The organism is Spelaeicoccus albus, from assembly GCF_013409065.1.
Taxonomy (GTDB): Bacteria; Actinomycetota; Actinomycetes; order Actinomycetales; family Brevibacteriaceae; genus Spelaeicoccus; species Spelaeicoccus albus.
Genome location: NZ_JACBZP010000001.1, coordinates 2,364,899 through 2,388,630 on the forward strand (window position 1 = coordinate 2,364,899; position 23,732 = coordinate 2,388,630).

Sequence of the window (23,732 nt, forward strand, 5' to 3'; positions counted from 1 at the left end):
AGACTACACATAGAATTTCCGACGACGTGCAGGAGACCCTTTTGAACTCACCCACCAGCGCCGGCCGGACCGGGCCGATAGTTGCAGTTTTGGCGGCGGCCGGAATCGTGGCGTCATTGACTCAAACGCTCGTCGTACCGCTGATTGCGCAGCTTCCGGCCATGTTGCACACGACGGCCGCCGACGCTTCGTGGGTCATCACCGTCACGCTGCTCACCGGCGCCGTCAGTACCCCGGTCGCCGGCAGGCTGGGGGACCTGTACGGCAAGCGTCCCATGCTCTTGGTGTCGATGATTCCGTTGGTGGCGGGATCGGCAATAGCCGCAATGGCCTCGGGGCTCGTGGTCATGGTGATCGGTCGCGGCATCCAGGGTCTGGCCATGGGAATGATTCCGCTCGGCATCAGTCTCATCCGGGATGTGCTTCCGCCGCAAAAGGTCGGGACCGCCATCGCACTGATGAGCTCGTCAATGGGAATCGGCGGTGCGCTCGGGCTTCCGATAGCTGCGGCCGTCGCACAAGATCTCGACTGGCGATGGCTCTTTTGGGGCACTGCCGCGGCAGCCGCCGTTGAGTTCGTGCTGATCTGGCGATTGATCCCGGCGCCGCCCGTGAGCGAGGCGGCAACGACGCGCCGGTTCGACTTTCTCGGCGCTGTCGGGCTGGCAGCGGGTCTCGTGGCGTTGTTGCTTGCCGTGTCCAAGGGAAGCGAATGGGGCTGGGCCGGCGGCTCAACTATCGCGTGCTTCGTCGCGGCCGTCGTCATCCTCGTCGCGTGGGGCATGTGGGAGTTTCGCTCACCCGCACCGCTTGTCGATCTGCGCGTGACAATCAGTCGACCGGTCCTGCTGACCAATACTGCGTCGATAGTTGTCGGGTTCGGCATGTACGCCCAATCGCTCATCATCCCGCAGATCATGCAATTGCCCGTCGCCACCGGATACGGTCTCGGCCAGACCATGTTGCAAATGGGACTGTGGATGATCCCGCAGGGAGTCGCCATGATGGCCGTCTCGCCGCTGGGAGCCAAAGTGTCGGCCAGGTACACGCCAAAGGTCACTTTGACGATCGGCTGCCTCATCATGGCGGCCGGCTATGCCGGTGCCACAGTGCTGATGGGCTCGACGTGGGGCCTGGTGATCGCGACGGCAGTCAGCGGCGCCGGAGTCGGATTCGCGTACGGCGCCATGCCGGCTCTCATCATGGCCAATGTGCCGTTGTCGGAGACCGGATCGGCAAACAGCGTCAATTCGCTGATGCGCTCGATCGGAACCTCGGTCTCGGCAGCCGTCATTGGAGCGGTTCTGACCGGCATGAGTGTGCAACTGGGCGGGCATGCGATCCCGACCGAGAACGGATTCATCGCGGCATTGCTGATCGGTTGCGGCGCGGCGCTCGCGGCTGCCGGAATCGCCGCGACAATCCGGTCGACCGGCGCCAAGTCAGCGGAGCGGCCGGAGCGCGAGTTGGAAACCGCTGCCTGACGCAGCGGCCGGCTCGTCCTAGCGCGCCGGCGTCGAATCCGGACGGATCAGCAACGCGAGGACGGCACCTGCCACCGCCACGATGCCCGCGAGGGCAAACGCCACGGTGAATGCCCGCGACGACGGCTCCCCGCTTCCGGCAACCGTGTCGGCGGCCAGCAGCGCTGCGGCGATTTGAGCGCCGATGCCCCCGCCGACTCGGCGCAGGACGGAATTGATCGAGGCCGCGATCGACGTTTGGTCCGGAGCGGCGGCAAGCGTGACGAGGCTGCTCCCCGTACTGATCGACAGCCCGAATCCCACGCCGACCACCGCCAGTTCGGCGAGGATGAGCCAAATGGTGCCGCGCGCAAACGCCAGACCTGCCGCACCGATTCCGGCAAGGAGCAGCGAGACGGCAAGCGCATTGCCCGGTCCGATCCACCGACTGATCCGGCCGGTCACGGGGCCGCCGGCCGATTGGCCGAACGCCCGCGGGAGCAAGACGATCCCGGTGAGCAGCGGCCCGGCAGTCAGCCCGAACGCGGCGTCCGGCGCTCCGGAATCGGGAGCGGTCAGCAAAAACGGGACGAGGATGTTGACGCCGATGACCGAGTAGCCGCTGACCATCGAGACGATGTTCGTGAACAAGACCGGGCGCGAAGCAAGCACCGTCAAATCCATCAGCGGATCGCTCGTTCGCAGCTCGCGCAACAGCCAGGCACAGACCGCGGCGGCCGCGACAACGAAGAGACCGATGGCCAGCGGCGATGCCCAGCCGCGACTCGGACCCTCGGTCAGGGCGATGATCAGCGCGGCGATGGCGGCACCGAAAAGCAGGGCACCGGGCGTGTCGAGCCGGCGCGGCGTCCGCACGGAGTTCGCCGGGACGATGGCCCAGACCAGTCCGATGGCGACAATGAGCGCTATCGCTCCAACGCCGAAGACCCACCGCCACGAAGCGAATTCGGTGATCAGCCCGCCGACGCCGAATCCGGCCGCCGCACCGAGCCCAAAGCCTCCGGTCAGCACGCCGATGCCGGGACCGATCCGATGCTGCGGCAATTCGTCCCGCAAAATCGAAAAGCTCAACGGGAAGACGGCTCCGCCGGCGCCCTGCACCAGTCGCCACATCACCAGCAGTCCGATTGACGGCGCGAACGCCGCGCCGATGCTGCCGACCGTGAAGATCGCCAGCGCAAGCAGATAAATGCGCCGCTTGCCGAATCTGTCGGCGACCTTGCCCAAGAGCAACGGGGCGACCGAGGCCACGATGAAGTATCCGGACAACAGCCACGACGTCCACTCGCGGGACGCTCCGAGCTCGTGGCGGACGACCGGCAGTGCCGGAGTAATTGCCGTCTGCTGGAATCCGTAGACCAAGTCGGCGATGAGCAAAGCGGCGAGAATCGACCACGGCGGCGCGGAAAACCTCAGTGCCCGTCCCGTGCGGAAATTCTCGGAATGCACGATTTCAACAATTTCACACGGGAAAAGAGGCGGGTCGGGCGGCGGCGTCGCTAAGCGATGGCGCCGCGCGCAAGCGGCACAATGAGCGGCGTCCCGGTTTCCGGATCCGGGATCACGCGGGCGCGAAGCGAAAAGACGCGCTCGACCAGGTCGGCGTCCACGATTTCGGACGGCGGGCCCTCCGCCACGATGGAGCCGTCCTTCATCGCTATCAAATGCGTGGCATAGCGGCACGCGTGATTGAGATCGTGCAGGACGGCGACCATGGTGTACCCGGACGATTCATGCAGATCGGCGCACAGATCGAGTACTTCGATCTGGTGAGCGACGTCCAAGAACGTGGTCGGCTCGTCCAGAAGCAGGACAGGGGTCTGCTGGGCCAGCGCCATTGCCAGCCAGACGCGCTGACGTTGCCCGCCGGATAGCTCGTCGACGAGCCGGTCGGCCAGGTCGACGATGTTCGTGGACGCCATTGCGTCGGTGACCGCGCGTTCGTCGTCCGACGACCAACGGGCCAGCAGCTTTTGGTACGGGTGCCGTCCGCGCGCCACCAGATCGGCTACCGTGATGCCGTCGGGCGCTTGCGACGACTGCGGGAGCACTCCCAAGCGACGAGCCACTTCCTTGCCCGGCAGCGACTGGATCAGCTCGCCGTCCAAATACACGCAGCCGGACGACGGCTTGAGCAGTCGCGACAGTGCGCGCAACGCCGTCGACTTGCCGCAGGCGTTGGGACCGACGATCACCGTGAACGAGCCGTCCGGAATGTTCATGGTGAGGTTCTCGGCGACAACTCGTTTGTCGTAGCCGAGGGTAAGGCCCTCGCCGTGCACGCGGCCCCGCGTTCCGGCGTCCGGCACGACGGCCGTCTGAGTCACTGTCGTCTCCTTTTCATGACGTGTTCGAGTTCTAGCCACGGCCGGCTCGCCACTGGCGCGTCAAAAGCCACGCCAAATAGGCGCCGCCGATTGCGCTGGTGAGGACGCCCGTCGGCAGCTGAGTGGGCGCGAAAAGTCGTTGAGCGGCGAAATCGGCCACCATCATCAGCAGTGCGCCCATCAGCCCGGCCGTCACGGGGCCGGGGCGGTGCGATCGGCACAACATGCGCGCCAGATGCGGCGAGGCCAACGCCACGAACGCAATTGGTCCCACTGCCGCGGTGGCCACGGCCGTCAGCCCGACGCCGACGACCATGAGCAGCATTCTGTCGCGTTCGACCGAGACGCCGAGCGCCTTTGCGGTGTCGTCACCCATCTCCATCAGCGCCAACGACGGGTTCAGCTTCAACGCCATCGGCATCAAGAGTGCCAGGCAGATGCCGACGGCGATGTCCTCGGGCCAGCCGCGCCCGTTCAAGGTTCCGGTGATCCAAATGGCAGCCCCTTGCGCTTGGTCGACCTGAGCGCGAAGGATGAGGTACGAGTTCAGCGACATCAGCACGGCGGACACGCCGATGCCGACAAGAACCAGTCGGTAACCTTGCACGCCGCCCTTGAACGAGAGGCCGTATACGATTGCGGCCGTGACGAACCCGCCGGCGATCGCTCCGCCCGACACCGCCGCGCCGGAAGCACCGACCACGAGGATCTGCACCAGCGCGCCGGACGCCGCGCCCGACGTGAATCCGATGATGTCCGGGCTGCCGAGCGCGTTGCGCGAGATCGATTGGAAGATTGCTCCGGAAATGCCGAACGCGCAGCCGGTCAGAGCTGCCAGCAGTACCCGCGGCAGCCGCCAATCGACGACCACGAGGTCGGCTGCGCGGCTGCCGTGGCCGGTCAACGCGGCAAAGACCTCGCCGGGGGTCAGCGTGAAATCGCCCAGCATCAGGCCGAGGACTGCGACAAGCACGATCGCCGCCGTCACGGCCAATCCGACGATGAGAGGCCGGACGGCGCGTCGGTGCCCTATCGGCGCGGCGGTGCCTGCGCGCCGGCGCAGGGCGGGAGTGGCGCTCACAGCTGCGCCAGCTTCCGGCGCCGGACGAGCGCGATGAAGACCGGTGCGCCGACGAACGCCGTGACGATGCCGACCTGGATCTCGCCGGGGGAGGCGACGACACGGCCGACGATGTCCGACCCCAGCAAAAGGATCGGGCCGAGTACCGCCGAATACGGCAACACCCAGTGTTGGTTCGGCCCGACGAGTGCGCGCGCAATGTGTGGAATTGTCAAGCCAACAAACGCGATGGGCCCGGCGGCGGCTACCGCGGCGCCGCACAGCAGCGTGACCGCGACCAGCGAGCCGGTCCGGACGAGTCCGAGATGTGCGCCGAGGGCCTTCCCGGTATCGTCCCCGAGCGCCATGGCGTTGAGCGGGCCGGCCAAGGCGAAAGACAGGACGAGCCCTGCCGCAAAGAACGGCAGCAACGGAACGAGGAAGTCGTTGCCGCGCCCGACCAACGACCCGACGTCCCAAAACCGGAACTTGTCGAACGCCTGCACATTGGTCAGCGTGATACCGCGGGTGACGGCGACGAGGGCTGCCGCAATCGCCGTGCCGGCCAGCGCCAAGCGCACCGGGGTGGCGCCGCCGCGGCCGGCGGATCCGAGGACGTAGACGAGCACGGTTGCCAGTGCTGCGCCGGCGAACGCGAACCAGACGTATCCGGTGACGCTTCCGACGCCGAGCAGTGAGATGCCCAGAACGACGGCGACCGCGGCTCCGGCATTGATGCCGAGGATGCCCGGGTCGGCGAGCGGATTGCGCGTCAATGCCTGCATGAGTGCGCCGGCGACTCCAAGCGCCGCCCCGACAAGGATTCCGGCTTCGGCCCGCGGCACGCGGAGCGACCGGACTATTGCGACGTCGTAGCCGTGTCCGCCGTTCCACAGCGCGTCCCAGACCACCGCCGGGGACAGGCTTTTTGATCCGACCATGATGCTCACAACCGCGACAGCTGCAAGGAGGGCGACGGCCGCCACGAGACCCGGCGCAGCGCCGCGCTTGCCGAACAGGCCGCTGCCGCCGGGATGGCCGGACGCTTTGCCGTTCGACCGGCTTGCCGCGCCGGGGCGGCGGTTCGGTCGATCGGTGGCAAGGGGCATGAGCGGCTTCCGGGTCTGTCGTCACAATGGTTACGGGCTTTTCTATGGTAAGCCTAACCTGCATATGAGAGACAGTGGCTCGGGGATGATGCACATCACCACGTACCCTCGTACCATGTCGAACCAGCCCGAACCCGTCAACAGGTACTTTTCCGAGCAAATGTCCCGCGACACCCGCGCGCGGGCCGAAGCCGCCGAGCCGCCGTCGTCACGCTTCGCCGGCGCGCCGCGGAAAATCCTGGACCGGGCCGGAGCTGCGGTCGATACCGAAGCCGGCCGCCTGATTGCACTCAGCCACTCGTTGCACGCCAATCCGGAGACTGCGTTCGACGAACGCGAATCGGCACGGGCGATAATCCGGCTGCTCGCTGATTCGGGAGTGTCGGCCGAGCTCGGCGTCCACGGCCTGGAAACCGCGATTCGGTCCGAGTTCGTCCGGCCGGGGACCCCGGAGGACGCTCCCGCCATCGCCATCCTTGCCGAGTACGACGCATTGCCGGAGATCGGCCACGGATGCGGCCACAACGTGATAGCAGCGGCAGGGGTCGGTGCTTACCTGGCGGTGCGTTCGGCACTGGCCGAGGGCGATCCGGCTGAAGCCCCGGGGCGCGTCGTCTTTCTCGGCACCCCCGCCGAAGAGGGCAATTCGGGCAAGGAATACATGGCCCGTGCCGGTGCCTTCGACGGGATCGACGCGGCAGTGATGGTGCATCCGTACGGCTACGACGTCGCCGAGCAGGTCTGGTTGGGCCGGCGTCTCATGTCCGTCACCTTCCACGGTGCCGCGGCACATGCTTCGGCCCAGCCGTTCATGGGGCGCAACGCGTTGGACGCCGCGACGCTCGCCTACCACGCAGTGGGGCTGCTGCGTCAGCAGATGCTGCCGGTCGACCGTGTGCACGCCGTCATCAGCGAAGGCGGGACGCGCCCCAGCATCATCCCGGAGACCGCCGAAATGAAGTTGTACGCCCGCAGCAAGTACCCGGAGACGTTGAAGTCCCTCAGCGACAGATTGACCAAGATCGCCGAAGGGGCCGCCATGATGACCGGCACCGGCGTTGACATCGAATGGGACGACAAGCCGGCGTCACTGCCGGTGCGTACCAACGGCGCGCTGACCGGACGCTGGGCGGTTGCCCAATCGGCGCGCGGCAGGCAGTCGCTGCCGCTCGGTGTCGTGCCCGAGACGATTGCGGCGTCCACGGACTTCGGCAATATCAGCTACCGGCTGCCCGGTATCCACCCGCTCATCAAGATCGCCGACGCCGGCACCGCATTGCACACCCGGGAGTTCGCCGAGGCGGCCGCCGGCACGGAAGCGGACGAGGCCGTGCGGGACGGCGCGTACGGCCTGGCCGCCGTCGTTCTGGACTATCTGGCCGACGGCGACTTGCGAGACGCGGTGGATCAGGAGTTCGAAGACCAGGGCGGGGCCGTCGACGTGCCGCGCTTTTTCGACTGACCGCGTCGCCGAGCGGCGACCGGAGGGGTTGGTACAACGGTTTCGCACTTGATGGATTGTTGAGATGACGGAACGTGCCTGCACGTCGTACACCTGAGGCATGACGGAGCAGCGGCGAGCCCGAGAAAGGGTTCCGGGTGCGCGCCTGCGGGGGCGGCTCGTGCGCCTCGGCGTGCTGGGCCCGGCCTTCATCGCGGCAGTGGCGTATGTGGATCCCGGAAACTTCGCCACGAACTTCTCCGCCGGAGCCAGACACGGCTATTTGCTGTTGTGGGTGATCGTGGCGGCCAACGTGTTCGGCATGATCGTGCAATACCTGTCGGTCAAACTGGGCACGGTGACCGGTCGGAGCCTACCCGAGTTGATCCGCGACACGGCACCGCCCTGGGTGACGCTGGGGATGTGGCTGCAGGCCGAATTCATCGCCATTGCCACCGACCTGGCCGAGTTGATCGGCGGTGCGCTGGCGTTGAACATGCTCGTCGGGATGCCCATGCCGGCCGGAGTACTCGCCATCGGAGCAGTCGGGCTGCTGGTGCTCATGCTCTCGGGTACGGGACGCCGCCGGTTCGAATACGCCGTCATCGGTTTCCTGGCCGTCATCCTCATTGGACTCGGCTACGGGCTCGTGTCGGCGGGGATGTCGGTTCCGGACGCTGCGGCCGGTCTGGTGCCGCGGCTTCCGGACGAGTCCGCGGTCGTCTTGTCGGCCGGGATCCTCGGCGCCACGCTGATGCCGCACGTGGTGTACCTGCACTCGGGACTTCCCGAGGCCGCAACACCGACCGAGGCGCCCGAGACCGCCCGGGCCCTGCGCCGCCACCGCGTCAACGTGGTCGTGGCCATGACGGCCGCCGGCGTCATCAACGCCGCCATGCTGCTGATGTCCGCCGGGCTGCGGATCGGCGGGCCGGACGCCGTCAGGGCCGGGGGAGAGGACCTGGGGCGGATCTTCCGCGTGATCGAATCGATCAGCGGGCCGGCCGCGGCAATCGCGTTTGCCGTTGCGTTGCTGGCTTCCGGGCTGGCATCCACGAGCGTGGGCACGTTCGCCGGTCAGGTGATCATGGACGGCTTCCTGCACCGGCGCATCCACCCGGCCATCTTGCGGGGCGTGACACTGGTTCCGGCAATGGCGCTCGTGGTGGCCGGGATGAACGCCACGGACGCGCTGGTGCTCTCGCAGGTCGTGCTGTCGTTCGGCATCCCGTTCGCCGTCATTCCGTTGGTGTGGATCACTGCCCGACGCCGGCACATGGGCGCTTACCGGAATGCGTGGGCACTGACGGCTGCGGCAGTGGTCATCGCGGTCGGCGTGATCGCGTTGAACGCGTACCTGGTCGCGACACTGCTGGACTAATGCCGGATCGGCGCATTCGGCGCACGCACAGGGCGTTCCGATAGCATTGTGTGACGAGACACGCGAGCCGGTCGGCGGCCGCGTGCCCCCTTTTTCAACCGGAGGACATCGATATGCCGTCCAGCAACCCGATCTTCGCCCGTAACAGGGCCCTCAACGGGCGCGATCCGAACGCGCCGCTCATGACCAAGGAACAACTCGAGAACCTGTACGCCCAGCCGTCCGCGGGTCCGGCGCAGACCGGCCGGATGACGTACGACGACGTCATGATCAAGACCGGGTCCCTCTTCGCGGTCCTGCTCGCTGCAGCCGTTGTCGGCTGGTTCGTGCCCGCGTTGGCGCTTCCGATGGCGCTTGTCGGATTCGTCCTCGGCCTGGTCAACGCGTTCAAGCGCGAACCGTCGCCGGCGCTCATCATCATTTACGCGGCAGCGCAAGGCGTCTTCTTGGGCGGCATCTCCGGGATCTTCGAGGGCATGTACTCGGGAATCGTGCTGCAGGCGGTCATCGGCACCTTCAGCGTGTTTGGCGTCATGCTTGCGCTTTTCGCCTCCGGCAAGATCCGGGTCACGCCCAAATTCACGAAAATGCTGTTAATGGCGGTCATCGGCTACGGCGTCTTTTGCCTGGTCAACCTCGGCGTCATGCTGTTCAACCCGGACATGAGCATGTTCGGCATGCGCGGCATCGAAGTGGACCTGCCGATCATCGGACGGATGCCGCTGGGCATCGTCATCGGCGTCGTGGCGGTCGTCCTTGCCGCGTTCTGCCTCGTCATGGACTTCGACATGATCCAAAAGGGCGTGCAGAACGGCATCCCGCGCAAATACGCCTGGACGTGCGCCTTCGGTCTCATGGTCACGCTGATCTGGCTCTACATCGAGATCTTGCGCATCCTCGCCCTTTTCCGCGGCCGGTAAATGCCGGGCGAGCAGGTCCGGCAGCTGCTCCTCGAACGTCGGCGGCTGACGAACCGCATCATCGGGTTGTCAATTGCGCAGTTGGACGCCGTGCCCGCCGGCGCCGATGAATCGCGCCGTGGCCTCATTCTCCGGGCGATCGGCAGTATGGCCGACTTGGGTGCCCGCGCCGAGGGGCGGCCGGTGCGACCAGTTCCGGACGCCGGCGACAGGACTCTTGCCGACAGGCTGGCCGTCATGATCGACGACGTCGCCCTGGCCGGGGCGGGGCCGGACCTTGACGAGGGGATCGAAATCCTGGTGGGACTGCGCCGGGCGCTGTGAGGCGCCCTACGCTTTCGTCAGCGCCGTCGTCACGCCCAAGCCGATGATGGCGCACCCGCCGACGGCGGAAAAGGCTTCGAGCCGGCGCGGCGACTTGCCGAAGAACGCCCGGGCCGCCCCGGCAGCGAAGGCCCACGCACTGTCGGTGACCAGGCCGATCACGAGCGGCACAAGCGCCAACACAAGCATTTGCGCGGGCAAGTTGCCGGCGCCGGCCCGGACGAATTGCGGCAGGATCGCCGCGAACACGATGTAGACCTTCGGGTTCGTGATCCCCACGACCACGCCCTGGCGGAACTGTCGCGGGCCGTTGCCGCGTACCCGGCGGGACGGCGCGTCCGATCCGGGCGGCGACGCCGAGCCCGTCGGGGCGGTGACGTCTCGCCGGTGCCGGATCGCTTGCACGCCGAGGTAGACCAGATAGGCCGCGCCCGCGTACTTGACGACCGTGAAGACGATCTCCGACTTGGCCAAGACGTTGCCGAGCCCCAGGGCGACGACGGCGGCGACGAGATACGAGCCGATCGAATTGCCCAGAATGCTGAGAATCGCCGAACGGCGGCCTTCCGCGAGTGTCCGGCCGATGACGAACATGACCGCCGGCCCCGGCACGACTATCAGCACGACGCACGCTGCGGCGAACGTGAGAACTTGCTGCGCTGTCACCATCGGCCGGTACGCCCGATCAGCTCAATGCGCGCCGCAACGTGTCGAGCCCCACCGAGCCCACGTCGAGGGCGCGCCGGTGGAACGCCTTGATGTCGAATTCCCGGCCGGCGCGCTCGGCGTCGGCACGGGCCTCGTCGCGGATGTTCTCCCACAGCCGCTGTCCGACCTTGTAGGACGTCGCCTGCCCCGGCCAGCCAAGATAGCGCAGCAACTCGAACCGCAGGAATTCGTCGTCCATATTGGCGTTCGCCTGCAGGAACGGCCAGGCCTTGTCGGCATCCCACGTGCCGCCGCCCCATTCCTCCGGGGCCGGCTTCCCCAAGTGCACACCGATGTCGATGACGACTCGTGCGGCCCGCAGCCGCTGTCCGTCGAGCATGCCCATCCGGTCGGCCGGATCGTCAAGATAACCCAGCTCCGCCATCAGCCGTTCGGCGTAGAGTGCCCAGCCCTCGCCGTGGCCGGACACCCAGCAGGCGAGTCTGCGCCATTTGTTGAGCAGCTCGGTGCGGTACACGGTCTGTCCGCACTGCAGATGATGCCCGGGCACGCCTTCGTGGTACACGGTCGTCGTCTCGCGCCAGGCATTGAACTGCGTGACTCCCTCCGGTACCGACCACCACATGCGACCGGGCCGGGAGAACCCGTCGGCCGGCGGCGTGTAATAGATGCCGCCGTCCTGGGTCGGAGCGATCTTGCATTCGATGGTGCGTACCGGGTCCGGGATGTCGAAATGCGTGCCGGCCAGCTCGCGCACTGCCGTGTCGGCGAGATCTTGCATCCAGGCCTGCAGCTCGGCGGTGCTGTTCAGCCGGCGGGCCGGATCGGCATCCAAGAGCTCCATCGCCTCCTGGACGCCGGCTCCCGGCTTGATCTGCCGGGCGACTTCTTCCTGCTCGGCGGTGATGCGCGCGAGCTCGTCCAAGCCCCACTGGTAGGTCTCGTCGAGGTCGACCTCGGCTCCGATGAAGTAGCGCGACCATAACGCGTATTCCTCACGCCCGACCGCATCCGATTCCCGCGCGACGGGGGAGAGCTCGGACTCGAGATACGAGGCAAGCTCGCGATAGGCCAGTCCGGCGTCCGAAGCGGCTCCGGACAGTTCGGAGCGCAGGGTGTCGGGCAGAGTCGGGTCCGCACCGGCGGCCAGACCGGCGAAGAACCCATCGCCAGCACCGATCTGATTCGCCTGCTTGATGCATTCGGCGACCTGACGCCGGGCAGCGACGCGGTCGGCCCGGCGTCCGGCGTCCAATGATTCGATATAGCCGTGGACGGCGCGCGGCACATCGCGCATCCGGGCCGCGATGTTCTGCCAGTCGTCGACATCCGCCGACGGCATCAGGTCGAAGATCGCGCGAATACTCTGCAACGGCGATTCGATCACGTTGAGTTCGCCCAGCAGGTAGCCGCGATCTGCGATCTCCTTGTCGAGGCCAAGACGCTCGGTCATGGCATCGAGCGTGACCTCGTCAACGGCATCGCGCGGCGTGAGGCCGTCCAGCTGCGCAAGCGTCGACTCCGTCAGCGCGCTCACGGCGTCGAGACCCGGCGGCGAGAAATCGTCCAGGCGCGTATCGTCGCCAGGCACGCCCAAAGCCGTTGCGGTCATGGGGGAGAGGCCGGCCAGCTTTTCGACGTAGGCGTCGGCTACGGCATCGATCTCGGACGGGGTTCTGCTCGTGGTGTCATCGTTGCTCACACGATGCACTCTATCCTCATGGGCGCGGTCAGGCGCGAGCGGATCCTCGGGCCGAGGCGCGCCACGCCCCGGGGCCGGCAGCCGGCGCGCGGGTCACGAGATCGGCGTGCGAGTTCCAGGTTGACGCGGACCGTCGCTTGATGGGTTCGGCCTTGAGGCCGGACGGCGAGAACGCCACGGATTGCAGCACTGCCGTCACCGCCGCGATCTCGTCAGCCGTGGCGTCGCCGAGGACGCGGAAGTCCACGGGGGCGGAATGCCGTCCTTCGGGTGTGCCGCCGACGAGGCTGCCGGTGCTCATAGCGGGATGTTCCCGTGCTTCTTGGCCGGCAGCGATGCCCGCTTGTTCCGCAGCGTGCGCAGTCCCTGCACGATCCGGGCGCGCGTTTCACTCGGGGCGATGACGGCGTCGATGTAGCCGCGCTCGGCGGCCAGGTACGGATTGAGCAGCGCGTCTTCGTACTCGTCGACGAGCTGTGTACGCAGCGCCTCGACGTTCTCGCCGCCCGCGGCTGCCGCGGCCAGCCGCTTGCGGTACACGATATTGGCCGCGCCCTGAGCGCCCATGACGGCGATCTGCCCCGTCGGCCAGGCCAGATTCAAATCCGCGCCAAGCTGCTTCGACCCCATCACGCAGTAGGCGCCGCCGTACGCCTTACGGGTGATCACGGTGATCATCGGCACCGTGGCCTCGCCGTAGGCGAAGATCAGTTTGGCGCCGCGGCGGATGATGCCGTTCCATTCCTGATCGGTTCCCGGCAGGAAACCCGGCACGTCGACGAACGTCAGGATCGGCACGTTGAAGGCGTCGCATGTGCGCACGAACCGGGCGGCCTTTTCCGACGCGTTGATGTCAAGGGTGCCGGCCAGCTGTGACGGTTGGTTGGCAATGATGCCGACCGGTTCGCCTTCGACTCGACCGAAGCCGATGACGATATTGGGGGCGTACAGTTCCTGTACTTCCAAGAACTCGGCATCGTCCAGCACGGTGGTGAGGACTTCTTTGATGTCGTACGGCTGGCTCGCCGAATCAGGAATCAGCGTGTCGAGCCCGCGATCGGCGTCATTCAACTCGAGGTCGGCGGGGAAGTCGTACGCCGGGGCGTCTGTCAAATTGTTCTGGGGAAGGAACGACACGAGGTCCTTGACGTATTCGAGGGCGTCGCTTTCGTCCACTGCCAGATAGTGGGCGTTACCGGACGTCGCATTGTGCGCGCGTCCGCCGCCGAGTTCCTCGAACCCGACATCTTCTCCGGTGACGGTCTTGATGACGTCCGGGCCGGTGATGAACATGTGCGAGGTCTTGTCGACCATGACGGTGAAATCGGTGATGGCCGGCGAATACACCGCGCCCCCGGCCGTGGGGCCCATGATGACCGAGATCTGCGGGATCACGCCGGAAGCCTGCACGTTTTGGCGGAAGATCTCCGCAAACAGCGCGATGGACGCCGGGCCCTCCTGGATCCGGGCGCCGCCGGAATCGTTGATACCGATGATGGGGCAGCCCAGCCGGAGCGCCGTTTCCTGGATCTTCACGATCTTCTGGCCGAACACCTCGCCCAGCGAGCCGCCGAGAACCGTGAAATCGTGGGCGAACACGGCTACCGGCCGGCCCTCGATCGTGCCGAGACCCGTGACGACGCCGTCGCCGTCGAACTTCTTCGAGTCCATGCCGAAGTTCGTCGACCGGTGCCTGGCGAACTCGTCGATCTCATTGAACGAGCCGGGATCGAGCAGCTTGTCCAAGCGTTCGCGGGCGGTCTGCTTGCCGCGTCCGTGCTGGGAAGCGATGGCGCGTTCGTTTCCGGCATGCGCCGCATCGCGGCGGCGGTGGAACTCCGCCAGCTTGCCTGCGGTCGTCTTGAGATCCGGAGCGTCCCCGGTGGTCGTGGCCGGCGCCGCGGCCTTCGGCGCGGGCGCATCGACTCGGGTGGCGGCGAGCGAATATTCCATCAGCCGGCTCCTTTTCGGTCGAGCGTTCGACGACACTTTGCCGTCCTACTAATTCTCACGCTAGAGACCCCATGAAAGCGGCTGTGGGAATCATGACGTGTCGCGTCCCATCAACTGTGGAAAACGACAAACGGCACCGGTTTCAGGGGACGTTCACTTCGGCCCGATACAGTGACGAGGTGCACAATGAATCGAATTCCGGTACCCCAGGCGATGCCGGCCGGTTCTCCGATCTGGAGCGTCCCGGTCTCGACGTCCGAGCCCTGCGTCGCGCGCTCTGCCCGCCGTCCGGCCCGTTCGCCCGGGTCGAACTCGTCGAAGAGATCGCGTCGACGAACGAGCAGCTGGCCGGCGACGCGTCGGCGGACCAGGCGGCGTGGCCAGATCTTTCCGTCCTGACGACCGACTACCAGTCCGCAGGGGCCGGACGACGCGGGCGCGGCTGGGCGACACCGCCGCGGTCCGCCGTGTTGGTCTCGGTGTTGCTGCGGCCGGGCCAGGACGGGCCGGGGTGGCCGGCCGACGCGTACGGGTGGCTTCCGCTCTTGGGTGGTCTCGCCGCCGCCGAGGCGCTTGCCGATGTGGCGGGCCTCGATACGGGTGTGAAATGGCCGAACGACGTGCTGGTACGCGAAGGCGAGAAGAAGCTTGTCGGTGTGCTGGCCAGGGCCTTGACCATCGACCGGGGCGACCGCAACGAAAGTGCCGTCGTGCTGGGAGCAGGCATCAACGTGTCCTTGTCGGCCGCGGAACTGCCCGTCGAAACGGCGACGTCGGTCGAACTGGCCGGCGGTTCGACGACCGATCGGGACACGATTCTTCGGGCCTACCTTCGCCGCGCGGCGTACTGGTATGCGGCGATGCGCGAGACCGGCGGGGACGCCGAGTCGGCGGGCCTCGCCGCGGCGGTGCGTGAAAACACGATGACTATCGGCCGGGACGTCGTCGCCGAACTGCCCGGCGGCGAGCGGCTGACCGGTCGCGCACGCGCCATGGACGACGCCGGGCGGCTCGTGATCATCGACCCGGCCGGCGTGCCCACCAGCCTGGCGGCCGGCGACGTGGTCCATCTCCGGGCAGGTGACCTGTGACGAAATCGGACGACTGGATCGAATCCCGCGACGCGCCCGAGACCTCACAGCTGACGGTCGTGTCGGGTGACGGCACGCCGAGCGACGGGGCGAAAGACAGCGAGGAACCCGAGTCGAATCCGCCGGTCGGCACGGACGACGTCGATGACGAGGAACTGCGCGCGCTGACGGCGAACCTGCGGGCGGCCGCGGACAAGCTCGAACGGCGCCTGATGGGCGGCGAACGCCACCTCAACCGCCGGGAAGTGGCGGCCGGGGCCGGCGTGTCGATGCTGTCGGCTCGAAGGCTCTGGCGAGCGCTGGGATTTCCGAACGTGGCCGATGACGATGTTGCGTTCACGGTCGGCGATCTGGAGGGCCTGCAAACCGTCGTCGACATGGTGCGCCGCGACGTCGTCAGCGAGGACGTCGCGATCTCCCTGACGCGCGCTATCGGCCAGACCATGGACAGGCTCGTCGTATGGCAGGCCGAGACGCTTGTCGAACACCTGGCCACCAGTCGCGGCATCGACGACACGCGAGCGCGGGAACTGCTGGTGACCGAATTGGACGCCGTGGTCACCCCGTTGCAAAACATGATGGTGTACGCGTGGCGCCGTGAACTCGCTTCGGCCGTCGGCCGTCTCAGCGTGCGGGCCGCCGACGGGCTGGCGCAAAAGAACCGGCACGAATGGTATGACGAGGGTCTGCCGTTGGCGCGGGCCGTCGGATTCGCCGACCTGGTGTCGTTCACCCGCTTGTCCCAAGGAATGGAACCGAGGAAGCTCGCCAAGCTGGTGCAGCGGTTCGAGACCTTGACGTACAACATCATTGCGGCAGGCGGCGGTCGCGTGATCAAAACGGTTGGCGATGAGGTGTTCTTTGCCGCCGAATCGCCGGAGACGGGAGCCGAGATCGCGTTGAGCCTTGCCGAGCAAATCGGCGCCGATCCGGATCTGCCGCATGCACGCGTGTCGCTGGTGTGGGGCCGGATCCTGTCGCGACTCGGCGACATTTTCGGGTCGACAGTCAACCTTGCCGCACGCCTGACTGCCGTGGCCGAGCCCGGTACGGTGCTGATGGACGCGTCCACCGCCGCAACTCTCGGGCCGGACGAGCGGTTCGTCCTGCTGCCGCAGCCGAGCCGCTCGTTACAAGGTTTCGGCAGCGTCAACACCGTTCAGTTGGCTCGCGGCCGCGGCGAGGGCATCGACATCGACCTGGAATAGCGGCTTATGCGCCGATGACGGCGCGGATCGCGGCTTCCAGCGTGTCGCCGTCCAGCGGCCTGCCCAAGGCGATGGCTTGCACGATTGCGCCGTCCAGCAACATCGTGACGGCGGCGACCGCTTCGGCCTGCGCGTACGGCGCCAGGATCGCCGACAGCCTGTCCACCCACTGCTCGGCGAGGGGGCGAAGCGAGAGTTCCCGGGCTGCGGCAACGTACAGTTCGTATTCGATGATCGCCGTCGACCCGGCGTCCACGTACTGCGCGGCAAGTTCGACGAGCGCGGCAGGCACGTCCGCGCTGCGTCGGAGGAATCGTTCCCAGTCGTCAAGCTCGTCGTCGTACCCGGCCATTGCGGCTTCAAGTGCCGTGGTGGTCAGATCCGACAGCGTCGGAAAATAATAAGTTGTCGATCCCAGCGGAACGCCGGCCTGCTCGGCTATCAGCCGGTGCGTGGCGCCGGCCAGGCCGTGGTCGGCAATGACGTCGACGGCCGCCCGGAGTATCTCTTCCCGGCGTCCGGCAGGTTGCCGGGGACTGCGCGTGCCGCTCAATGCGCGGCCGACTTCATATTGAGGATCACGACGCCGGCAACTACCAACGCCAGTCCGAGCACGGTGAGCGCGTCGAGCTTTTCATGCAGGAACATCACGCCGACGGCCACGATGGCCACTGTTCCCATGCCGGCCCAGACGGCGTAGGTGAGCCCGACCGGCAGGGTCTTGACGATTTGCGCGAGCAGGAAAACCGAGACGACGTAGAGACCGAGCGATCCCACTGACGGCCACAATCTGGTGAACCCGTCGGTGAACTTCAGCAGATAGGTGCCGCCGACCTCCGACGCGATTGCCGCCGCCAACGCGAAATACACCATGACGATCCGATTCTCTTGGACAAATGCACATGTACAAATGTACACGAACCGGCCGTGGCCGGCACAGTGCGCCGGCGACGCGGGCGGGCTCGGTTAAAAGAGCGGGTCGGCGTCGGTGATGACGACGCCATCCGAATCGGGCTTCGCCCTGGCTATCGATTCCTTTTCGTCATCGGTGGCACGGCGACCGCTCTTCGATTCATGTGCGGGAAGACCGGAGTCGTCGGGGCCGCCCGGATTATCCGCGGCGTCCGGCGCTGTGCCCGGCGCGGTGCCTCCCGCGTTGGTCGGCACGCCGCCGATGGCGTCCAGCCGGCGTTCGAGCGGAACTCCGGAACCGTCGCGGCGCCCGAACTCCACCGGCAGCACCCGGGCCACGCCGCTGGACGACGCTGCGGACGGCCCCGGCCCGGCCCAAGCCAGGTCGAGTGCCGACTCGGTCTTCAAGAATCGGTGCGCACGCACACCACCCGTTGCACGGCCCTTGGCCGGATAATCGGCCAGCGGGGTCACCTTGGCGCTCATGGGCGCCGTACCGGGCAGGCCCTCGCCCGAGGACACGGTCGCCACGAGGGCGGCGTCGACGTCCGTGACCGCGCCGAAGAAGATGACTGTCGCCTTGGGCGAGAGCTTCATCCCTGCCACCCCGCCGGCGCCCCGGCCCTGCGGGCGCACCTTGGACGCGGCAAAGCGCAACAACTGGGCATCCGAACTGATGAAGACCAGTTCATCGTCGTCGGACGACAATTGGGCCGCGCCCACTACCGAATCGTTCGGCTTGAGCGAGATAACGTCCCAACTGTCCTTGTTCGGCGCGGCCTCGGCCGCAACCCGTTTGACGACGCCGTTGGCGGTGCCGAGTGCGAACCCGGGCCCGGACTCGCCGAGCGGTACGAGCCCGATGAGCTTTTCGTTCTTCTCCAGGGACAGGAATTCACGGATCGGCGCTCCGCCGGACACATTGACCCGTTGCGCGGCCGGCGGCAGCGTGGGCATGTCGAGAACCGGGAGCTTGATCAGCCGTCCGGCCGACGTGACGGCGCCGACGTCGCCTCGGGCCGTGGCGGCGATCTGACTGACGAGCGCATCGTGTTTCGTGCGTTTGCCTTCGGCGGGCAGCGGAGTCAGATCGGTGCTGCGGGCGATGAGGCCGGACGTCGACAGCAGCACCCAGCACGGATCGTCGGGTATTTCCAAAGGCGCAGCACTCTTGCCGCCCTGCCCGGCGGCGACGGTCGGCGGGGCGGCGGAGGCCTCCAGAAGGATCGTGCGCCGCGGCGTGGCGAACTCCTCGGCGACTTCGCCCAATTCGGTCGACACCACCTGGCGCAGCAAGGAGTCGTCGCCGAGGATTTCCTTGAGGCGTTCGATCTCGCTGCGCAGTTCGTCGCGTTCGGCTTCCAGATCGATCGTCGAGAACTTGGTCAGCCGGCGCAGCTGCAGATCGAGGATGTACGTCGCTTGCGCGTCGGAGAGGTCGAAGACTGTCATCAACCGGGTCTTGGCCTGGTTCGAGTCATCGCTCGACCGGATCAGTTGGATCACCTCGTCGATGTCGACGATGGCGATCAGCAGGCCTTCGACGAGGTGCAGGCGGGCCTCGTTCTTGGCCAACCGGAACTTCGATCGGCGGCTGACGACGGCAAGCCGGTGCTCGATGTACACCTCGAGCAGTTCCTTGAGCCCGAGGGTTTGCGGCTGCCCGTCGACAAGCGTGACGTTGTTGATGCCGAACGAGTCCTCCATGGGCGTCACCCGGTAGAGCGTCTCGAGCACGGCGTCCGGATTGAACCCGTTCTTCAGTTCGATGACGAGCCGCAGGCCGTGATGCCGGTCGGAGAAGTCGTCGATGTTCGTCACGCCGGTCAGCTTGCCGGCCTTGTACGCGTCCTTGACCTTGTCACTGACCTTTTCCGGCCCGACCATGTACGGCAGCTCGGTGACCACGATTCCCTTTTTGCGGGCCGTGACGTTTTCCACAGTGCACGTTGCCCGGGTCTTGAACGAGCCGCGCCCCGTCGCGTACGCCTGCCGGATGCCCTCCAAGCCGATGATGCGCCCACCGGACGGCAGATCCGGTCCGGGCACGAACTTCATCAACTCATCGAGGGTGGCGTCGGGGTGCGCAATCAAATGCCGCGTCGCAGCGATCACTTCGCCCAGATTGTGCGGGGCCATATTCGTCGCCATCCCGACGGCGATGCCGGAGGTGCCGTTGACAAGCAGGTTCGGGAACGCCGAGGGAAGGCGTTCGGGCTGGGTGAGAGTGTTGTCGTAATTGGGGATGAAATCGACGACGTCCTCATCGAGGCCGGCCACCATGGCCATCGCCGCCTTGGTCAGCCGAGCCTCCGTATACCGCGGGGCGGCCGGCCCGTCGTCCAGCGATCCGAAGTTGCCGTGCCCGTCGACGAGCGGCTGGCGCATAGTGAAATCTTGGCTGAGCCGGACGAGCGCGTCATAGATGGCAGCGTCCCCGTGGGGATGTAGCTTGCCCATGACGTCGCCGATGACGCGTGAGGACTTCACGTGACCGCGGTCCGGCCGCAACCCCATTTCGGCCATTTGGTAGATGATGCGTCGTTGCACCGGTTTCATACCATCCCGAGCGTCCGGCAGCGCGCGTGAGTAGATGACCGAATACGCGTATTCGAGGTACGACGTCTCCATTTCGGAGGACACGTCGACGTCGATGATCGTTTCGTCCGCGACCTGGTCGTCTTTCATGCGGGTATTCAGTCTCCTTGCTAAAAGTCAGCCCATCGATGAGCACGGTGTCTACCGAATACGGTAGATCACCGCGCCGACGTTTCGCGTCAGCCGGCGTTGTCAGGCGAGCCGCCGGCGGGGCGCATCGTTCCGATCGGAGCCCGGCGATACCGTCACATCGGCGCCCAAGAGGTGGACGCCCGACGTCGATACGACCACGGGGTTGATGTCCAGGGACTTCACGGCCGGCAGATCGTCGGCGAGAACCGAGACCCGGGCAATGAGGTCCTCCAGCGCGCCGATGTCGACCGGCGGCAAGCCGTGCCGGCCGAACAGCCGCGGGCTGGCTTTGACGTTGCGGACAAGCTCGGCGACGTCCACATCGGTCAGCGGCGCGACCCGATAGGCCACATCGCCGAGTAGTTCGGTGGCATCCCCGGCCAGTCCGAACGACACGAGCGGGCCGAACAACGGATCCTCGCCGGTGCGCACCACGCATGCCACGCCGGTCGGGGCCATGGCCTGCACCTCGACGGACGCCGTGTGGCCGGTGTCCCCGGCGATGTCGGCGATCGCCCGCTGCAGGTGTGCGAAATCCGACCGCAGCTCGGTGGCATCGTCGACGTTCAGGACGACGCCGCCCAAGTCGAGCCGGTGCCGAAGCCTGCTTTCGACGGCCTTCAACGCGACGGGCCACCCCAGATGGTCGGCGGCCCGGACCGCGTCGTCGACGGTGTCGACCACACTCGACCCGAGGATGTCGATGCCGTAGCATCCGAGCAGCTCGGCGACCCGAGCGGAATCGAGGACGACGTCGCCGTCCGCGGTATCGAGCCATTCGGCGACGAGTCGGGCAGCCCGCCGGGAATCGATGCCGGACGGCACGACGAGCGAACCGTGATCGGCCCGGCGCCAGTCGGAGTAGTTCGTCACGGCGGCCAATGCCCACACGGCGTCTTCCGGGCTCGGATAACCCGGCACTGCAAGAGTCCGCTCAGTGCCGTCGGTCTCGATGGTGGCCGACAAAGCTTCCGTCACACCGTGCACGCCCAAAAAGCAGGCAACCGTCGTCTTTCCGCTCGTGGCCGCCGTCCGCGCCAGTGCGGCCGCGACTTCGGTTTCCGAGGCTCCGATGGACGGCGTGAATGTGACGACCACCGAATCGATGTCGCCCCGCCCGAACACCTCGGCCAACGCGCCGCTGAACTCATCCGCCGACGCTTCCGGGTGCAAGGAGACGGCATCGGCGCTCATATCCAGCCCGCGCGCCGAGCCGGCTTGGACGACGAGAGTGGCAAGAGCCGCGGAATTGCCGACGACTCCGACCCGATTTCCGGCCGGTAGCGGCTGCGCCGTGAGCACCCCTGCCACATCGAACAGCCGGTGGATCGTGCCGGCGCGGATGACGCCTGCCTGGTGGAGCATTTGATCAAGTGCTTCGCGCGGCGATCGCGACGTGCGCACCGAGTGCCCGGGCGGGAGCTCGGAACCGGTGATGTCCGATTTGACGACGACGACGGGCTTGGTCGACGCCAGCCGGCGCGCGATACGGGAGAACTTGCGCGGATTGCCGATCGATTCCAAATACAGCCCCACGGCCCGGGTTCCCGGGTCCTCCTCCCAGTACTGCATCATGTCGTTGCCGGACAGATCGGCGCGGTTTCCTGCCGACACGAAGCTCGACACGCCGAGGCCCCGCCGAGCCGCGGACGCCAGGACGGCGATCCCCAGAGCACCGGACTGACTGAACAGTCCGAAATCCCCGGTCGGCGGCAAGAACGGCGCCAACGACGCATTCAATCGGACGTCGGGATCGGCGTTGAGCAGTCCGAACGAATTGGGTCCGACCACGCGCATGCCGTTGGCACGCGCCGTCCGAACGAGCTCACGCTGCCGGGCCAGCCCCTCGCTGCCGGTCTCGGCGAATCCACTGGACACGACGACAACGCCCTTGACGGACGCCTCGGCGCACTGCCGGACGACGTCGATCACCGAGTCGGCCGGAACTGCGATAACGGCGATATCTGCCGGCCCGGGCAGATCCGCAGTGCTCCGGTAGGCCGGCACGCCGAGCACCGTGTCGGCTTCGGGGTGCACGACCCACAGGTCGCCGTCGAAATCCGCATCGACGAGATTCTTCAAAATCAGATTGCCCGTCGATTTCGGGTTCCGGCTGGCGCCGATGACCACGACGGACCGCGGATGCAACAGCCCGCGTACGCTGAGCGATTCGGCACGATGTTCACGCGCAGCCATCACGGCACGGGACTTCTCGGTTGGGTCCAGATCGAACCGGACGTCGACCACGCCGTCGTCGAACCGCCTGGCCACCTCGTATCCGGCCTGCACGAACACACCCAGCATCGCCGAATTCTGCGGCAGTACTTCGGCCGAGAACTCACGCATTCCGCGCTCGCGGGCCGCGGCGGCCAGGTGCTCGAGCAACACCGAGCCGAGACCGCGGCCCTGATGTGCGTCGGAAACGTTGAACGCGACTTCCGCCGTATCCTCGCCGGTGCGGTCGTAACGGCCGATTCCGATGATCCGACCGCCAACGGTGACGACGAACGCCACACGGTCGCGGTAATCGACGTTCGTGAAGTGTTCGAGTTCGCGCTGCGGAATTTTTCGCAGCGGCGCAAAGAAGCGCAAGTACACTGACTCTTCCGACTGCGCTTCGTGAAATGCCTGCACCGCATCGGCGTCCTCGGGCCGGATCGGACGCAAGTGCGCGGCGCCGCCGTCACGCAGCACGACGTCGGCTTCCCAGGATGCGGGGTAGCCGGTCTGACTCATGGTGTTCACTTTACTTGGGCCCGGGAGGAGCGGCGGCCGGTGGCGCGAGAGAGCCGAAACACTAAGCTGGTAGACATGTCAGTCAATCCCGCCGCGCAGGCGGAAGCCGTGCCGTCCGATGTTCTCGCCGATCTGCAAAGCGCCGGATATTATCCAGACCTGGCCGCCAGAGTGCTGTCGGACGCGCTCTTCGGCGAACCGGTGAAATCGCACCTCGTCCACGTTGAGACGCATTTCGACCTCGACGAAGTGCACCGTCACATCACCATTCTGCTCGTCACGCCGACCCGCTTGGTGCTTGGGCACATCGACGACGATTCCGGCGCCTCGGAGACCGGCCCGGCAGTCGCCCAGGCCACCACGGAAGACATCGATCTCGAACACGTGCGCACCGTCATGATCGGCTACGTCTTCGACAGCCCGGAGCGGTACCGACCCGGCCAAGCACCCCGCGACGTCACTGTGACCATCGCTTGGGGTGCGGTGTCGCGGATCGAGATGCGACCGGACGGCTGCTCGGACCCGAACTGCGACGCCGACCACGGATATGTCGGCGTGTCCGGCAGCGAGGATCTGGCCTTGCGGGTGACAGCGGATGCCGAAGGTCAAGATGCCGTCGACCGCACTCTTGCGTTCGGGCTCACCTTGCGCGCTGCCGCTCAGCGCGCCCGGCGGGCCTGACGGG

20 protein-coding genes are annotated in these 23,732 nt (G+C 66.7%); 8 read left to right on the top strand and 12 right to left on the bottom strand.

From position 1 onward, the window contains the following. Nucleotides 1-26 precede the first annotated feature (26 nt). Nucleotides 27-1,484 carry an MFS transporter gene (locus BJY26_RS10975; RefSeq protein ID WP_342354664.1) on the top strand — a complete coding sequence of 486 codons (1,458 nt, stop codon included), beginning with the start codon at nt 27-29 and terminating at the stop codon, nt 1,482-1,484. A gap of 18 nt (nt 1,485-1,502) precedes the next feature. Here the strand turns inward: BJY26_RS10975 and BJY26_RS10980 are convergent, their stop codons facing one another. From BJY26_RS10980 to BJY26_RS10995, 4 genes are read right to left on the bottom strand one after another with little or no spacing between them, the layout of a single operon-like run. Further along, nucleotides 1,503-2,933, bottom strand: a complete 1,431-nt coding sequence (locus BJY26_RS10980; RefSeq protein WP_179428212.1) for an MFS transporter — start codon at nt 2,931-2,933, stop codon at nt 1,503-1,505. A 50-nt stretch (nt 2,934-2,983) separates the two neighbouring features. Next, complete coding sequence (locus BJY26_RS10985) at nt 2,984-3,811, bottom strand: ABC transporter ATP-binding protein (protein WP_237249012.1); 828 nt, start codon at nt 3,809-3,811, stop codon at nt 2,984-2,986. A 31-nt stretch (nt 3,812-3,842) separates the two neighbouring features. Continuing rightward, complete coding sequence (locus BJY26_RS10990) at nt 3,843-4,892, bottom strand: FecCD family ABC transporter permease (protein ID WP_179428214.1); 1,050 nt, start codon at nt 4,890-4,892, stop codon at nt 3,843-3,845. Beyond that, entirely contained in the window at nt 4,889-5,980 is a 1,092-nt protein-coding gene (locus tag BJY26_RS10995) for a FecCD family ABC transporter permease (protein WP_179428216.1), read from the bottom strand. The genes BJY26_RS10990 and BJY26_RS10995 overlap by 4 nt, the downstream gene beginning before the upstream one ends. Before the next feature lie 85 nt (nt 5,981-6,065). On the opposite strand from BJY26_RS10995, the gene BJY26_RS11000 reads away from it, so the two are divergent. The 4 genes from BJY26_RS11000 (at nt 6,066) to BJY26_RS11015 (ending at nt 10,046) form a co-directional block, all read left to right on the top strand. After that, nucleotides 6,066-7,442 (top strand): M20 family metallopeptidase, encoded by a 1,377-nt coding sequence (locus BJY26_RS11000; RefSeq protein WP_372465377.1) that lies wholly within the window; start codon nt 6,066-6,068, stop codon nt 7,440-7,442. A 100-nt stretch (nt 7,443-7,542) separates the two neighbouring features. After that, on the top strand, nt 7,543-8,802 hold the full coding sequence (locus BJY26_RS11005; protein ID WP_179428218.1) for an Nramp family divalent metal transporter: 1,260 nt from the start codon (nt 7,543-7,545) through the stop codon (nt 8,800-8,802). A gap of 113 nt (nt 8,803-8,915) precedes the next feature. Beyond that, a complete protein-coding gene (locus BJY26_RS11010) occupies nt 8,916-9,722 on the top strand; it encodes a Bax inhibitor-1/YccA family protein (protein WP_179428220.1) in 807 nt (268 codons plus the stop codon). Next, entirely contained in the window at nt 9,723-10,046 is a 324-nt protein-coding gene (locus tag BJY26_RS11015; protein ID WP_179428222.1) for a hypothetical protein, read from the top strand. 6 nt (nt 10,047-10,052) lie between these two features. Here BJY26_RS11015 and BJY26_RS11020 read toward each other — a convergent pair whose 3' ends face one another. Genes BJY26_RS11020 through BJY26_RS11035 form a run of 4 tightly spaced genes read right to left on the bottom strand, consistent with a single transcriptional unit; the run spans nt 10,053 to nt 14,370 of the window. After that, a complete protein-coding gene (locus BJY26_RS11020; RefSeq protein WP_179428223.1) occupies nt 10,053-10,715 on the bottom strand; it encodes a LysE family translocator in 663 nt (220 codons plus the stop codon). Between the two features lie 16 nt (nt 10,716-10,731). Continuing rightward, nucleotides 10,732-12,417 carry a DUF885 domain-containing protein gene (locus BJY26_RS11025; RefSeq protein WP_237249014.1) on the bottom strand — a complete coding sequence of 562 codons (1,686 nt, stop codon included), beginning with the start codon at nt 12,415-12,417 and terminating at the stop codon, nt 10,732-10,734. A gap of 28 nt (nt 12,418-12,445) precedes the next feature. Further along, nucleotides 12,446-12,718: an acyl-CoA carboxylase subunit epsilon gene (locus tag BJY26_RS11030; RefSeq protein ID WP_179428225.1), complete on the bottom strand. Its 273-nt coding sequence runs from the start codon at nt 12,716-12,718 to the stop codon at nt 12,446-12,448. Beyond that, nucleotides 12,715-14,370 carry an acyl-CoA carboxylase subunit beta gene (locus BJY26_RS11035; RefSeq protein ID WP_179428227.1) on the bottom strand — a complete coding sequence of 552 codons (1,656 nt, stop codon included), beginning with the start codon at nt 14,368-14,370 and terminating at the stop codon, nt 12,715-12,717. The genes BJY26_RS11030 and BJY26_RS11035 overlap by 4 nt, the downstream gene beginning before the upstream one ends. A 179-nt stretch (nt 14,371-14,549) precedes the next feature. Between BJY26_RS11035 and BJY26_RS11040 the strand changes: the two genes are divergently transcribed. Both BJY26_RS11040 and BJY26_RS11045 read left to right on the top strand, forming a co-directional pair. Then, nucleotides 14,550-15,461 carry a biotin--[acetyl-CoA-carboxylase] ligase gene (locus BJY26_RS11040; RefSeq protein ID WP_237249015.1) on the top strand — a complete coding sequence of 304 codons (912 nt, stop codon included), beginning with the start codon at nt 14,550-14,552 and terminating at the stop codon, nt 15,459-15,461. Then, nucleotides 15,458-16,669 carry an adenylate/guanylate cyclase domain-containing protein gene (locus BJY26_RS11045; protein ID WP_237249016.1) on the top strand — a complete coding sequence of 404 codons (1,212 nt, stop codon included), beginning with the start codon at nt 15,458-15,460 and terminating at the stop codon, nt 16,667-16,669. Before BJY26_RS11040 ends, BJY26_RS11045 begins: the two co-directional genes overlap by 4 nt. Before the next feature lie 4 nt (nt 16,670-16,673). Here the strand turns inward: BJY26_RS11045 and BJY26_RS11050 are convergent, their stop codons facing one another. From BJY26_RS11050 to BJY26_RS11065, 4 genes are all read right to left on the bottom strand, one after another. After that, complete coding sequence (locus BJY26_RS11050) at nt 16,674-17,222, bottom strand: TetR/AcrR family transcriptional regulator (protein WP_179428230.1); 549 nt, start codon at nt 17,220-17,222, stop codon at nt 16,674-16,676. Beyond that, nucleotides 17,219-17,542, bottom strand: a complete 324-nt coding sequence (locus BJY26_RS11055) for a DMT family transporter (RefSeq protein WP_179428232.1) — start codon at nt 17,540-17,542, stop codon at nt 17,219-17,221. Before BJY26_RS11055 ends, BJY26_RS11050 begins: the two co-directional genes overlap by 4 nt. Before the next feature lie 93 nt (nt 17,543-17,635). Further along, nucleotides 17,636-20,269 carry a DNA gyrase/topoisomerase IV subunit A gene (locus BJY26_RS11060; protein ID WP_179428234.1) on the bottom strand — a complete coding sequence of 878 codons (2,634 nt, stop codon included), beginning with the start codon at nt 20,267-20,269 and terminating at the stop codon, nt 17,636-17,638. Between the two features lie 102 nt (nt 20,270-20,371). After that, nucleotides 20,372-23,047, bottom strand: coding sequence for a bifunctional acetate--CoA ligase family protein/GNAT family N-acetyltransferase (locus BJY26_RS11065; RefSeq protein WP_179428236.1), 2,676 nt, complete (start codon nt 23,045-23,047; stop codon nt 20,372-20,374). A 75-nt stretch (nt 23,048-23,122) separates the two neighbouring features. Between BJY26_RS11065 and BJY26_RS11070 the strand changes: the two genes are divergently transcribed. Further along, nucleotides 23,123-23,728, top strand: coding sequence for a DUF5998 family protein (locus BJY26_RS11070; protein ID WP_179428238.1), 606 nt, complete (start codon nt 23,123-23,125; stop codon nt 23,726-23,728). The last annotated feature ends 4 nt before the right edge of the window (nt 23,729-23,732 follow it).

Excerpts from the sequence above, each read along its gene's own strand:
- BJY26_RS10995 (WP_179428216.1), bottom strand. The coding sequence starts at position 5,980 with ATGCCCCTTGCCACCGATCGACCGAACCGCCGCCCCGGCGCGGCAAGC.
- BJY26_RS11030 (WP_179428225.1), bottom strand. The coding sequence starts at position 12,718 with ATGAGCACCGGCAGCCTCGTCGGCGGCACACCCGAAGGACGGCATTCC.
- BJY26_RS11070 (WP_179428238.1), top strand. The coding sequence starts at position 23,123 with ATGTCAGTCAATCCCGCCGCGCAGGCGGAAGCCGTGCCGTCCGATGTT.
- BJY26_RS11055 (WP_179428232.1), bottom strand. The coding sequence starts at position 17,542 with ATGGTGTATTTCGCGTTGGCGGCGGCAATCGCGTCGGAGGTCGGCGGC.
- BJY26_RS11035 (WP_179428227.1), bottom strand. The coding sequence starts at position 14,370 with ATGGAATATTCGCTCGCCGCCACCCGAGTCGATGCGCCCGCGCCGAAG.
- BJY26_RS11000 (WP_372465377.1), top strand. The coding sequence starts at position 6,066 with ATGATGCACATCACCACGTACCCTCGTACCATGTCGAACCAGCCCGAA.
- BJY26_RS11020 (WP_179428223.1), bottom strand. The coding sequence starts at position 10,715 with ATGGTGACAGCGCAGCAAGTTCTCACGTTCGCCGCAGCGTGCGTCGTG.
- BJY26_RS11005 (WP_179428218.1), top strand. The coding sequence starts at position 7,543 with ATGACGGAGCAGCGGCGAGCCCGAGAAAGGGTTCCGGGTGCGCGCCTG.
- BJY26_RS11015 (WP_179428222.1), top strand. The coding sequence starts at position 9,723 with ATGCCGGGCGAGCAGGTCCGGCAGCTGCTCCTCGAACGTCGGCGGCTG.
- BJY26_RS11010 (WP_179428220.1), top strand. The coding sequence starts at position 8,916 with ATGCCGTCCAGCAACCCGATCTTCGCCCGTAACAGGGCCCTCAACGGG.
- BJY26_RS11060 (WP_179428234.1), bottom strand. The coding sequence starts at position 20,269 with ATGAAAGACGACCAGGTCGCGGACGAAACGATCATCGACGTCGACGTG.
- BJY26_RS11065 (WP_179428236.1), bottom strand. The coding sequence starts at position 23,047 with ATGAGTCAGACCGGCTACCCCGCATCCTGGGAAGCCGACGTCGTGCTG.